The organism is Nostoc edaphicum CCNP1411, assembly GCF_014023275.1.
In the GTDB taxonomy this organism is placed as follows: domain Bacteria; phylum Cyanobacteriota; class Cyanobacteriia; order Cyanobacteriales; family Nostocaceae; genus Nostoc; species Nostoc edaphicum_A.
This window is the reverse complement of sequence record NZ_CP054698.1, coordinates 2,586,119-2,598,886: the sequence shown is the minus strand read 5'-3', so window position 1 is coordinate 2,598,886 and position 12,768 is coordinate 2,586,119. Positions and strand designations below refer to the sequence as shown.

At 42.8% G+C, this 12,768-nt stretch carries 11 protein-coding genes and 1 tRNA gene; 6 read left to right on the top strand and 6 right to left on the bottom strand.

Annotated features, from left to right (window positions below):
* Nucleotides 1-137: 137 nt before the first annotated feature.
* Nucleotides 138-3,110 carry an L-glutamate gamma-semialdehyde dehydrogenase gene (gene pruA, locus HUN01_RS13310; protein ID WP_181931675.1) on the top strand — a complete coding sequence of 991 codons (2,973 nt, stop codon included), beginning with the start codon at nucleotides 138-140 and terminating at the stop codon, nucleotides 3,108-3,110.
* 434 nt (nucleotides 3,111-3,544) lie between these two features.
* Nucleotides 3,545-3,817 carry a hypothetical protein gene (locus tag HUN01_RS13305; protein ID WP_181931674.1) on the top strand — a complete coding sequence of 91 codons (273 nt, stop codon included), beginning with the start codon at nucleotides 3,545-3,547 and terminating at the stop codon, nucleotides 3,815-3,817.
* Nucleotides 3,818-4,033: 216 nt separating this feature from the next.
* On the opposite strand, the gene HUN01_RS13300 is transcribed toward HUN01_RS13305, so the two are convergent.
* The 5 genes from HUN01_RS13300 to HUN01_RS13280 all read right to left on the bottom strand — a co-directional run bounded on the left by HUN01_RS13300 (nucleotide 4,034) and on the right by HUN01_RS13280 (nucleotide 6,310).
* Nucleotides 4,034-4,243, bottom strand: a complete 210-nt coding sequence (locus HUN01_RS13300; protein ID WP_181931673.1) for a ribbon-helix-helix domain-containing protein — start codon at nucleotides 4,241-4,243, stop codon at nucleotides 4,034-4,036.
* A 589-nt stretch (nucleotides 4,244-4,832) separates the two neighbouring features.
* Nucleotides 4,833-4,906 (bottom strand) — tRNA-Pro (locus HUN01_RS13295).
* A 50-nt stretch (nucleotides 4,907-4,956) separates the two neighbouring features.
* Nucleotides 4,957-5,322 (bottom strand): DUF1818 family protein, encoded by a 366-nt coding sequence (locus HUN01_RS13290; protein WP_181931672.1) that lies wholly within the window; start codon nucleotides 5,320-5,322, stop codon nucleotides 4,957-4,959.
* Between the two features lie 28 nt (nucleotides 5,323-5,350).
* Nucleotides 5,351-5,896 (bottom strand): hypothetical protein, encoded by a 546-nt coding sequence (locus tag HUN01_RS13285; protein ID WP_238846378.1) that lies wholly within the window; start codon nucleotides 5,894-5,896, stop codon nucleotides 5,351-5,353.
* 177 nt (nucleotides 5,897-6,073) lie between these two features.
* The gene (locus HUN01_RS13280) at nucleotides 6,074-6,310 is read right to left on the bottom strand and encodes a DNA-directed RNA polymerase subunit omega (protein ID WP_069068377.1); all 237 of its coding nucleotides are present in this window, start codon (nucleotides 6,308-6,310) and stop codon (nucleotides 6,074-6,076) included.
* A gap of 161 nt (nucleotides 6,311-6,471) precedes the next feature.
* On the opposite strand from HUN01_RS13280, the gene HUN01_RS13275 reads away from it, so the two are divergent.
* Complete coding sequence (locus HUN01_RS13275; protein WP_069068378.1) at nucleotides 6,472-6,891, top strand: fasciclin domain-containing protein; 420 nt, start codon at nucleotides 6,472-6,474, stop codon at nucleotides 6,889-6,891.
* Nucleotides 6,892-7,083: 192 nt separating this feature from the next.
* Here HUN01_RS13275 and HUN01_RS13270 read toward each other — a convergent pair whose 3' ends face one another.
* Complete coding sequence (locus HUN01_RS13270; RefSeq protein WP_181931670.1) at nucleotides 7,084-8,547, bottom strand: glycoside hydrolase family 13 protein; 1,464 nt, start codon at nucleotides 8,545-8,547, stop codon at nucleotides 7,084-7,086.
* 560 nt (nucleotides 8,548-9,107) lie between these two features.
* Here HUN01_RS13270 and HUN01_RS13265 point away from each other — a divergent pair.
* From HUN01_RS13265 to HUN01_RS13255, 3 genes are all read left to right on the top strand, one after another.
* Nucleotides 9,108-10,835 (top strand): S8 family peptidase, encoded by a 1,728-nt coding sequence (locus HUN01_RS13265; RefSeq protein WP_181931669.1) that lies wholly within the window; start codon nucleotides 9,108-9,110, stop codon nucleotides 10,833-10,835.
* 114 nt (nucleotides 10,836-10,949) lie between these two features.
* A complete protein-coding gene (locus HUN01_RS13260; protein WP_181931668.1) occupies nucleotides 10,950-11,249 on the top strand; it encodes a hypothetical protein in 300 nt (99 codons plus the stop codon).
* Nucleotides 11,250-11,477: 228 nt separating this feature from the next.
* Nucleotides 11,478-12,767 carry a glucose-1-phosphate adenylyltransferase gene (locus HUN01_RS13255; protein WP_181931667.1) on the top strand — a complete coding sequence of 430 codons (1,290 nt, stop codon included), beginning with the start codon at nucleotides 11,478-11,480 and terminating at the stop codon, nucleotides 12,765-12,767.
* Nucleotide 12,768: the final 1 nt, after the last annotated feature.

Genomic DNA, 12,768 nt, shown 5'->3' with positions numbered 1-12,768 from the left:
TTATTAATTCTTCTTGCTTACTCCCTCATCTTCCGTTACTCCCCACTAAATATGGTGACAGCCAAATGAAAGCGTCAAAATAGAAGACACAGGCTTTGAACAAAAAGCCTCGCCTTGATTAACGGAGTTTATTATCAGTGGTATTACAAGTACAAACAAGCACCTACGAAGCTAAAACCCAAGAAATTGCTAAACAACTTCTCGCCGCAACGCAGGAAAATCGTTCGTTTTTTTCTTCCCTGCGCGATCAAATGCGCTGGGATGATAAATTACTAGCTTGGGCGATGAGTAATCCTGGGTTGCGGGTGCAACTATTTCGTTTTATAGATACATTACCTGCTTTGCACAGTAAATCAGAAATTGCCTCACATTTACAAGAATATTTAGGAGATGAATCTGTAGAATTACCGGCAGCTTTGAAGGGAATGCTAAACTTTGCTAATCCCGATTCGATGCCAGGACAAGTTGCTGCTACAACTGTTGGGACAGCGGTTGAGACTCTTGCCCATAAATATATTTCTGGGGAAAATATTAAACAAGTCATCAAAACAGTTGAACGACTGCGAAAAGAAAAAATGGCTTTCACCATCGACTTACTTGGTGAAGCCGTAATTACCGAAGCCGAAGCGCAGTCTTATCTAGAACGCTATCTAGAATTAATGCAACAATTGGTGGAAGCATCAAAGAATTGGTCAGCTATCCCGGCTATTGATGAGGCTGATGGCGAAGCAATCCCAAAAGTTCAGGTTTCTGTTAAGTTAACAGCGTTTTATTCCCAATTTGATCCTCTGGATGCTAAAGGTAGTGAGGAGCGAGTTAGCGATCGCATTCGGATTCTCTTACGTCGTGCTAAAGAGTTGGGCGCAGCTGTGCATTTTGATATGGAACAGTATGCCTACAAGGATATAACTCTCAGCATCCTGAAAAAACTCTTACTAGAAGAAGAGTTTCGGCAACGCACAGATATCGGCATAACAATCCAAGCATATCTGCGTGATAGCGAGCAAGATACCAAAGACCTAATTTCTTGGTTGAAAGAACGTGGTTATCCCTTGACAATCCGTTTAGTGAAAGGCGCATATTGGGATCAGGAAACTATCAAAGCAGCGCAGAAGCATTGGCCACAGCCAGTTTACAACGATAAAGCGGCAACTGATGCTAACTTTGAAATTATCACTCAGCTGTTGTTAGAAAATCATCAATATGTGTATTCTGCCATTGGTAGCCATAATGTGCGATCGCACTCTCGCGCCATTGCCATCGCTGAAAGCTTAAATGTTCCTCGCCGTCGCTTTGAATTACAAGTCCTCTACGGGATGGGTGATAAAGTTGCCAAGGCGTTGGTTGATAAAGGTTATCGGGTGAGAGTTTACTGTCCCTACGGTGAATTATTGCCTGGAATGGCGTATTTAATTCGCCGATTGTTGGAAAATACCGCTAATAGTTCTTTTTTACGGCAAAATCTGGAAAATCGACCAATTGAGGAATTATTAGCAGCGCCGATTGTCAAAGAAGAAAAAAACTCTTTAACTCCTAACTCTCATTTCCTCGGTGCTGCTGATACCGATTACGCAGAGGAAGAGGTGAGAACAAAGACGGCGCAAGCTTTCCAAAGTGTTCGTCAACAGTTGGGTAAAACTTATTTGCCGCTAATTAATGGGGAATATGTCAAAACACCGGAATATGTTGATTCTCTCAATCCTTCTAATTTCAGTGAAGTAATTGGTAAAGTTGGGTTGATTAGCGTTGAACAGGCAGAACAGGCGATGCAAGCTGCAAAAACGGCGTTTTCTGGGTGGAAGAAAACACCAGCTAAACAACGCGCTGATATTTTGCGGAAAGCTGGTGATTTGATGGAACTCCGCCGCGCTGAACTTTCAGCTTGGATAGTTTTGGAAGTTGGGAAACCTGTTAAAGAAGCCGATGGAGAGGTTTCGGAAGCGATAGATTTCTGTCGGTACTACGCTGATGAGATTGAACGGCTAGATGAAGGTGTGAATTATGACATTCCTGGCGAAACTAATCGTTATATTTACCAGCCACGCGGTATTGCTGTAGTAATTTCTCCCTGGAATTTCCCGCTTGCGATCGCTTGTGGAATGACTGTCGCAGCTTTGGTTTCAGGTAATTGCACTCTCCTCAAACCTGCGGAAACATCTTCTGTAATTACGGCAAAACTCACAGAAATCTTAATTGAGGCTGGCTTTCCCAAAGGTGTATTTCAATACGTACCTGGCAAGGGTTCTCAAGTCGGCGCTTATTTGGTAAATCATCCAGATACTCATGTAATTGCTTTTACAGGTTCTCAGGAAGTCGGCTGTCGAATTTACGCAGAAGCGGCAACTTTGAAACCCGGACAGAAGCACATGAAACGGGTGATTGCTGAAATGGGTGGCAAGAATGCGATTATTGTCGATGAAAGTGCTGATTTAGACCAAGCTGTTGTGGGAGTAGTACAGTCAGCATTTGGTTACAGCGGCCAAAAATGTTCTGCCGCCTCCAGGGTGATTGTGCTGCAACCGATTTATGATGCCTTTGTGCAGCGATTGGTGGAAGCGACAAAATCCTTGAATATTGGGGAAGCAGAGTTACCAAGTACCCAAGTTGGCCCAGTGATTGATGCTAATGCCCGCGATCGCATCCGCGAGTATATTGAGAAGGGTAAGGCAGAAGCACAACTAGCCTTGGAATTGTCAGCACCCGAACAAGGATATTTTATCGGGCCAGTTATCTTTAGTGAAGTATCGCCAAATGCGGTAATTTCCCAGGAAGAAATTTTTGGCCCGGTGCTGGCGGTAATTCGGGTGAAAGATTTCCAGGAAGCGTTAGCAGTCGCCAACGGTACAAACTACGCCTTGACTGGCGGACTTTATTCTAGAACGCCTTCCCACATTGAGCAGGCGCAGACAGAATTTGAAGTCGGTAATTTGTACATCAACCGCAATATTACCGGAGCGATCGTTGGACGGCAACCCTTTGGTGGATTCAAACTTTCTGGAGTAGGTTCTAAAGCAGGTGGCCCTGATTACCTCCTGCAATTTTTGGAACCACGTGCGGTGACAGAAAATATTCAGCGCCAAGGTTTTGCACCAATTGAGGGTGCAGATTAAACTACAAGAGTAGGTAGGGTATATGCCCTACCTATTTGATAAAAATCGCTCCAACTTGCATTAATACAATGACAAATATATTGGCAGGTTTCGTGTGAGTATTCCTTTCGATATAGTCATATATGAATATGCTTTACCGCTCGAATCTCAGCAATTAGATGCTTGGAAATAGATTTGCCTCAATGTTTTAATATTATTAAAGAATCTAAGTCTATTAGAGGATATTTAAAAAGTGGTTAGCTGTGATTTCAGGCACTTATTGATCCCTCTGATAAATCCTTCAAAAGGGGGAAAAGAATCAAATTTAAGGGGAATTTAGGGATATATATAAGTTTTACTACTGACGAGATGACTTTGAAAACATCCTCTGACCAATAAACCATCCGGTAATTTTTGTAGATTAATAACCTTTAGCTAAGTGGCGATTTCAAATAATGGAAAATACATTAGTTGATAAAACCTTCCGTGACAGCGATGGCAAAATTGTTTTGGCACAGATGCCAAATTTACCGCTTATTGTTTGGATAGTAACTAGTTTACTAGCCCTAATTTTTACAAGTGGCAAAATTAATATAGTATTAGACGTACTGGCAAATGGCTCCTTGTTTACTTGGGCGTGGCTGGAATTATTTCAAGGCGTTAATTATTTTCGGAGAGCGCTAGGTCTTGCTGTATTTATTGCTATTATCGTATCAAAAATTCAGTAGTTATAACCGACTAAGTAACTAAGCCAAATTATTTATATATATAGGAACTCGATTTGATTCCTGAACTTACTTGCGTAGGAACAGGAATCCCTAACTATATTACAAACCAAGATGGATTATTAAATGCCAGATTGGAACAGACAACTCGATTTGGTCATAATTTTGCCAAGATTTCGCGTAATCAAAAAAACGACCGTCCAGCACATTTATCTTGATTTATTTTTGAAGCCTAGCTAATTCCGAAACTTCAGAATATGGCGGCTTTTCACATACTTCCGCATTCTGAACCTCTAAAGAACGCAGCAATTCCCGAATCACATCAGTAGCGGGTCTTCCTGTTTTTGCACAGTATTCTTCTAGTTTCTGCGCTTCTGTTGATGTAAGATTTACTGTCAGTCGTTTGACAGCCCATTTTTTATTGACCATTTACTTTTACTATTGCTATATTACTCCTCGTAGAGAAAATTATACCTTTGTTTCTAAGTCTATCCTAATGTGGGTTTTAGCCTATTTAGAGGACATCAATCTGGATTCCCAGATAATTGACGAAACTTCGACCTTCAACTATTGTTTGTAGTTTCTACACTGTTTTTTCTAGCCGTTTCCACGTTATTTGCGATTGTTACTGGATTACACAAATCGCGGTGACACGTTTTTCTCCAGAATTTTAGAGGATCGTTTGCAGACATGGGTACGCCCTACAGAACTTACAACTACGTCGAGTTCAGGTAAATACACTTGCGATCGCACCACTAATTAATCTTGCTTGATCACCTGCTTTATCTGTGGTGCTTTTCCAGTACTAGCTTGTGCCAAAGGAGCATCTTGGGCGTGCTAGCGTTATCGCGATCGCTGTGGTTGAGTGGCTAAAAAAAGTAACCTATAAGGTAAATGAAGGATGTTATATTTTGTGTAGCAAGTAATTGGTATGGTTAGATCAAGCTTTTCAGGTAAAAAGCCATGAAAAAGCCCGCCAGTTCTTTTAAAAAGACTAGCAGGTATGGCTTATCATCAATCGGAGCGGCGGGATTCGAACCCACGACCTCCACTACCCCAAAGTGGCGCGCTACCAAGCTGCGCTACGCCCCGGTCAGAATTACTATCATATAGCAAAACTCTAGAATAATCAAGAGGTAAATTTAAAAAACCTTCAGCATCCCAGTAGCTTGCAGTAAATCTGGAACAGCAGAAGCATCCCATTTACCTTCTACACATCGCCCTGTATTCAAGATGAAGCGCAAACTGTAAGCATGAGAATAGCCTTCCACCTCCATCCATAATAAATCGCTTTCGGCTTCACAAGCAATTTTTTCCTCCTCCATTAATTCAGTTGCGAGTTGCTTCATGGTGTCTGCTAGCTGGGCTAATAGACGGCAAAAATCATTCAACTCGGCTTCGTTTAACTCAATTGCCCAATCATCTGTACCGACTAAACCTTTAAATTCGAATGCATCAGGGTTCCAGCCAATGCGCCAACCAAATCCGCTTTTGACAACGCGTTCCATAAAAAGTTAGGAATTAATAACTCTCTCGTTATCTTAGTAAGTCGGCACCTCCCCCTTGGGATGGCTGTGGGGTAGTTGATGTACTAGGACTCGGTGCGATATTGGGGCTAGGGGATAAGGTATTTGGGACAGGAGGATTAAATATATTCACTAATACTTGTACTAGAGCATCTCGCTGGCTGCGGGTGAGACTTGTGATGGTTTTGCGATCGCCTTCTAGAGGATTTTCCCGCAGTGAATCATTCCCTGGATAGCTAGCATCATACATAATTTCATTCGCACCCAGGTAATCAGCTAAAGTCAGCTTCCAATCCAACCGATAAGTTGGGGCCCGCCCTTTGGTATAAATGTGATATCTAATCAGGCGATTTACCAGGGTGTTGTTTTCGGCAACTTTCCCATTTTCTTTGCTGATATAGTTATTTTCCCGTGGGAAATCTGGCAATTGCTGATATACCACCTGCCAAACATCGCTAGGAGTGATTCTCTGCGCGTATGCAGGTTGGATACTAAATAAATTTCTATGTATTGATTTGCCCGTTCTTGAACCCACAAGAATTACACCTACTACCATTAAGGTAAAGAGTAGTGAATGCGGAGTTCCAAGTTTTGAGAGTATTGATCTAGGTAGAAGTTTTTTCTTTTTCATAAAACGATATTTTGAAATGAGAGTGCTATCACACTGCATTTTCACTCAGCACTGGCTTAACCCTAGCTATCCGCTAACAGCACTCTCAACTCAGAACTATTTTTATAGTTCGCCGATAATTTCTGGCTGAGTCAACTCATCGGACATTTCAATAATTGCCCTTAGCACTGGCTTCATCATCGCATCTTCGTTACTTTCAAAGTCTTCATAACGCCGACGTTTAGCACGATTTGCCACCTGAACCGTAATGCGGTAACGATTTGAGGCTGCACTAATCAGATCCTCAGAACGGTGCATAATCTGAGATTGAGTTGTCTCGAACTTAGAACGCTTTAGCATAATCAGTGGTTTTTGGGGTTACTCTCCAGTGTAGCAGTACTGATAAATCTACTGCTGTGTGTTTAATTGCTAGCAACCTCTCTCTTGATAGAGGTTGAGAGTGTTTAAGTCACTATAAATTACTTATAAATAATATTACCTGACTAAAGTCACACATCCTTATGGCTGACCTTGTGGAAACTGCTGTCAACGCGGGAAACTTCAATACCCTGGTGAAGGCTGCTAAAGCTGCAAATCTCATAGAAATTTTGAAAAGTCCTGGTTCTTTCACACTATTTGCACCAACTGACGAAGCCTTTGCCAAGCTGCCAAAGGGAACTTTAGATTCGTTACTACAAGATATCCCCAAGCTAAAGAAAATTGTGGCGTATCACATCGTTAGCGGGGATGTTCGCTCTGATGACTTAGTACAGATTAATGAGGCAGAGACACTTGAAGGGTCAATTGTAGCCATTGAATCTGCCGACGGTAAATTTAAGGTGAATAACGCCAATGTCCTCAAAACAGATATTCTTACAGACAATGGCGTGATCCATATTATTGATGCGGTGTTGATGCCTGCAATGGTGGCAGGGAAGTAAGGGCATTGGGCATTGGGAATTGGGCATTGGGCATTGGTTATTATCCTCATCCCAATACGGTTTGGTTAAGGTTTTTTGATGAAAATTATAGATCCAAAGACGCGATAAATCGCCGTCTCTACAAGGATCAATCTTTCGTCTTGACGGCGATTTATCGCGTCTCTTGCCTTAACCGAACTGTATTTCCCTTCATCACCCTACTCTCAGGATGCACCCACTGCGTGCAGGAACAGTCAACGACAACTGCTGAGTTTCTCCTTCACTATTCCACTCAACTTCAGCAGTGCCATATAACAGCTTGTTGGGTTGAGTACGCAAACTGGCGATATCTGCATTTGCTGTTGCCGAACTTGTACCAGCGTTGACGGCAATTATCAACTCCTCTGTTCCCAGAGTTCGCGCAAAGATATAAAGTTGTCCTTGAGCATGGAGGACTTGGTAATCGCCTGTACGTAGGGCTGGGTAAGTTTGGCGCAGGGCAATTAATTGACGATGAGTATTGAAAATTTCTTGATTCCATTTACTCTCTAAAGGAAAGCCACGGCGCGAGTCGGGATCTATGCCACCAGGTAAACCAACTTCATCACCATAGTAAATACTAGGGGCACCAGGAAAGGTGAGTAGCAGTAGAGTTGACAATTCCACACTGGCTATATCGTCGCCTGCAATGGTCATCAATCGGGCTGTATCGTGACTAGCGAGTAAATTGAGTTGAGTTAGCTGAATTTCCCACGGGTAAAGTTGCAGTACTTCCTGAATCTTGGTGGCGTACTCGGCAGCAAATAAAGGTGGATAAGGTTGATAGTCACGGCTTTGGACTTGTTCTAAGACTACGCGATCGCCAGCTGCAAAGGCAATTGTTGGCCCGGTAAATAGATAATTCATCACCCCGTCAAATTGTGTCCCATCCAACCACTGGCGGGAATCTCCCCACACTTCGCCCACAATGTAAGCTTCGGGATTGATGGCTTTAGTGCGATCGCGAAATTCCTGCCAAAAACCAGGAGTTTTTATTTCAAATGGTACATCTAATCGCCAACCGTCGATGCCGAATTTAATCCAATATTCGGCAATCTCCATAATGTATTCCCGCACTTCTGGATTGTCGTGGTTAAATTCTGGCAAAGCACGATTTCCAGCCCAACCCCCGTAATTGGCAGGTAAATCACCAGTGTACGGTGCTAAAGGCCAGCCTTCAATTTTGAACCAATTTACCCAAGGGGAATGGGGCCCATTCTCTAAAACGTCATGGAAAAAGAAAAACCCCCGGCTGGAATGGTTAAACACCCCATCCAGAACGACTTTGATATTCCGTTGATGGGCTGCATCGAGCAATTCTTTAAAAGCTTCGTTGCCCCCTAACATCGGGTCAACTTGGTAATAATCGTGGGTATGATAGCGATGATTGCTGGCGGATTGAAAAATGGGTGTGAAGTAAATCGCGTTAACCCCCAAATCCTGGATGTAGTCTAAACCTTCCATGATGCCCCATAAATCGCCGCCTTTATAACCCTGGAGGGTTGGCATAGCATCCCAATCTTCCCAACGGGCTTCGTGCAACAGCCGTTTGCGCGGCTTTTTACTTCTAGCAAAGCGATCTGGGAAGATTTGGTAGAAAACAGCGTGCTTTACCCAGTCTGGTGTTTGAATTTGCATGAATAACTTTTTGTACGTTCAGAAGCGATCGTTGCAAATATTAGCTTCTTTATGGCTCTTACTTATGATAGAGAATCTGTAATTTGTCATTTGTCATTTGTCATTTGTCATTTGTCATTTGTCATTTGTCATTAGAAAAATAACTGACATACTGCACCTCCCATGCCCCATGCCCCATGCCCCATGCCCCATGCCCCTTTTTATTTTTCTTCACTTTGTCCGTAATGATTTAGGCAGACCTTGGATTAGTTTAATAGCTTCATACAAATTACCTGTTACCCCAGTTTTGGGTAATTCCTAGATGCAGCTGCTCAAAGATGTCTCGCGAGCCACAGCAAATCGCTATTAAGGAGACATAATTCAGGAATATGAGTTATTAATGAGCAATTGTCTTAGGAAGAACTTACCGCCTCCTAAGCTTATTTGATGTTATCTATGAAAAAAAATAGATAACTATAGTCGCATCAAATAATCAAGTCCAAAAAACTACGATCTAGAGCGGCTGGTCTTACTAAAATAACTACTTTGCTTTCAGTAAATAAATTGAATTTGAGGTAACAATGAGACACGAAAAACTTTCTCCCGGACTACTTTTGGCATTTCAAGACTATCAACATGAAGGAGATCAAGCTTTAGTTACACACAAGCGATCGCTTGGCATCATTGCCCACAAAAGTCCAGTCAAACCCACTAAGAGTGTCGTTTTTATCTACTGCGACCCTGATGCAGACTTAAGTTACTTATCACAATATAATATAGAAGTCAATCAAAATTCTGGAAGTGTGCGAACAGCTTTCTTACCATTAGATAGTTTAGATGTCTTATCTGAAGAAGATGTGATTCAGCGAATTAAGCCATCACGCAAACTTCATTTGAGGATGGACACTGCACTAGAAAAAGTCAAACTACCGGAGTTCAAAAATAAAACCGGATTGACTGGTAAAGGAGTAATCATCGGCATTATAGACAGTGGCATTGATCCGAAACACCCCGCCTTTGCTGGACGAATTTTACACATTTGGGATCAAACACTGCCAGGCCCAGGAGTCGCAGAGGGCGGCTATGGGGCTGAATTTACGGGAGCGCAACTGACAGTTTCTCAGGATACTAGCGGTCATGGTACTCACGTTGCTGGAATTGCCGCCGGTGCTGATGCTAGCTATGGCGGTGTCGCACCAGAAGCGGAATTAGTTGTCGTCAGATCAGATTTACAGGATGCCCACATTGCTGATGGCGTCCGCTACATTTTCCGAATTGCTAGAGAGTTGGGACGCCCAGCAGTAGTAAATCTCAGCTTGGGTGGACACGCTGATGCCCATGACGGTAGTGATTCACTTTCAAAAGTCATTGACGCCGAAACTGGCCCTGGAAGAATTGTTTGCTGTGCTGCGGGTAACGAAGGAAACGATAACATTCATGGACAAGCGACGATACCCAGTGGACGCACCCGTGGTATGCGCTTTAATGTTCCTTTGAATCAAGTAGGCATAGTTTGGTTAAACGCTTGGTATGCCAAAGACAGCGAATTGGAAGTGTCTGTACGGAGTCCTAACGGTTTTGTCACCCCCTTCCAAAAAATCATTACTGACGGCAACGCCGCACAAGATTACCAGTTACCAGATGCACGGGTGCAATTAGCGACACCAGGGCCAGATCAAGCCAACAGCGACCATAATTTCTTTGTGCAAATACGTGGTATTGGCCCCTCACAAGTAATGGGAGGTGTTTGGCAGCTACGAGTCCGCAACACTTCTTCTACTGATGCACGTTTAGATGTGTGGACACTAGATGACACTTCGTCAGTGTTTTTCACAGGTAAAAGCGTGAAGGATGCAGTAAAAATTGGTTCACCAGGAACCGCCAGCAGTGCAATTACAGTTGCCGCCTATACAACTAAAACCAGATACACAGATATTGATAACCAAGTGCGAGAAATGGGCTTAGAATTACATACTATTTCGGAATTTAGTAGTGAAGGGCCACTACGGAATGATGGACACAAGCCCGACGTAGCAGCACCAGGAGCAATGATTATTTCCACGCTTTCTGCCGATGCAAATTTTGACCGCTCATCGATGATTAATTCCAAGTTTGTGGTGCAAGCTGGTACTAGTATGGCGACACCGTTTGTGAGTGGGTTAGTGGCACTGCTGTTGCAGCGCGATCCCAAACTTGATCCGGCTGCTGTGAAAGACTTGCTACGTAAAAATAGTGCCATTCCCGGAAAACCCGCAGGCACATTTGATGACAAATGGGGTTATGGAGTGATTAACGCTTTAAATCTGTAATTAGACTGAGAAAGGTGGATATTATTTCTGTACAAGGATAGGCGATAATAACCTATAAATTTGATAGGTTAGGGTAGGCATAAATTGCCTACCATCTTTACTAAGGAGTTGCTGATGAATTATCAGAAACTAGATGCCGCTCTTGCTACAGCGCTGAATGATGTTCAAGATCCAGAAGAAACTAGTTTAGGGGTTTTCATCCATACTGAACCAATTTTAGATTCTGGTGCGATCGCTGTTTTAGAAAGTTTGGGCGTTAATGATGTTACTAGTGGCAAAGATATTTTCACAGCAACACTGTCAGCAAATGCTATTTCCCAGTTGTCAGAGGAATCTTGGGTGAAGTATTTGAAGCGATCGCAACAATTGCATTTACTAAGTATGAGAAAAAGTTTAGGTAGCTTCAATGTTTGATACAATGCTTTCTTGATTTCTAGGGTGTAGCCTTCACCGAAGGTGTTGGCACAGCCATGATCATCCAATTAATACAAATGTTCTATTTATTTATTTGCTAGCAGCACTATCCATCCTCAGCAGCATTTTGTAAAATTCATCCCTGAGAATATTTGATCCCCCCTTACTTGTGGTGGCAGACAGTCCTAAACTGAGAGTGAGAGTTGAAAGGCAGCTGGGAGAAATTTTGTGAAAAAAGTTTTATCAATCATTCTTGGTGGTGGCGCGGGTACTCGGCTTTACCCGCTAACCAAACTACGCGCTAAACCAGCAGTACCAGTAGCGGGGAAGTACCGCTTAATCGATATCCCTGTCAGTAACTGCATAAATTCCGAAATATTCAAAATCTACGTCCTGACACAATTCAACTCAGCTTCTCTGAATCGTCACATCGCCCGTACCTACAACTTTACTGGCTTCAACGAAGGCTTTGTGGAAGTACTAGCTGCACAACAAACGCCAGAAAACCCTAACTGGTTCCAAGGTACAGCCGATGCAGTGCGTCAGTATCTGTGGTTAATGGAAGAATGGGATGTAGAAGAATATCTAATTCTCTCAGGCGATCACCTCTACCGCATGGATTATCGCCACTTTATCCAGCGCCATAGGGAAACGGGGGCTGATATTACTCTCTCAGTCATCCCCATCGATGAGCGCCGCGCCTCAGATTTTGGTTTGATGAAAATCGATGACTCCGGTAGGGTAATTGATTTTAGCGAAAAACCTAAAGGCGAAGCATTAACCCAAATGCAAGTTGATACAAGTGTACTGGGATTATCAAAAGAACAAGCCAAGCAACAGCCTTACATCGCCTCAATGGGGATTTATGTCTTTAAGAAAGAGGTTTTGTTCAAGTTGTTGAGAGAAGGTACAGAAAGGACTGATTTCGGTAAAGAAATTATTCCAGATGCCTCTAAAGATTACAACGTTCAAGCTTACCTTTTTGATGATTACTGGGAAGATATTGGAACAATTGAAGCATTTTATCATGCTAATTTAGCCTTGACTCAGCAGCCCCTGCCACCTTTTAGTTTCTACGACGAAAAGGCTCCAATTTATACCCGCGCTCGCTACTTACCTCCAAGTAAACTATTAGATTGCCAGGTAACAGAATCAATTATCGGCGAAGGTTGTATTTTGAAAAATTGCCGCATTCAACATTCAGTTTTAGGAGTGCGATCGCGGATTGAATCTGGCTGTGTCATTGAAGAATCTTTGATCATGGGTGCAGATTTTTATCAACCTTCTGTGGAACGCCAATGCAATGTAGAAAAAGGTGACGTTCCTGTAGGTATTGGTACTGACTCGATTATTCGCGGTGCCATCATCGATAAAAACGCCAGCATCGGTCACGATGTCAAAATTATTAATAAAGATAACGTGCAAGAAGCTGAACGGGAAAATCAAGGTTTCTACATCCGCAGTGGCATCGTCGTCGTGCTGAAAAATGCTGTAATTCCTGATGGAACCATCATTTAAT